1 protein-coding gene is annotated in these 240 nt (G+C 67.5%); it reads left to right on the plus strand.

What is annotated here, in order from left to right:
- Window positions 1-2: 2 nt before the first annotated feature.
- On the plus strand, window positions 3-240 hold a 238-nt coding region (locus SB756_RS34610), incomplete at its 3' end, for an ABC transporter permease subunit (protein ID WP_410913823.1).

Genomic DNA, 240 nt, shown 5'->3' on the forward strand with positions numbered 1-240 from the left:
GCCTGGACCTCGAGGTCCTGCAAGGCTATGGGCCGCTGTTGCTGCACGGCGCCTGGATGACCCTGAAACTCTCCGCCCTGGCGCTGCTGGTGAGCATGCTCCTGGGGCTGCTGGGGGCGGCGGCCAAGCTTTCGCCGCTGCGCCTGCTGCAGATCCCGGCGACCTGCTACACCACCTTGATCCGCGGCGTACCGGACCTGGTGCTGATGCTGCTGATCTTCTACAGCCTGCAGGGCTGGC

Origin of the sequence: Pseudomonas sp. SIMBA_068, assembly GCF_046534705.1 — a bacterium.
Lineage (GTDB): Bacteria > Pseudomonadota > Gammaproteobacteria > Pseudomonadales > Pseudomonadaceae > Aquipseudomonas > Aquipseudomonas putida.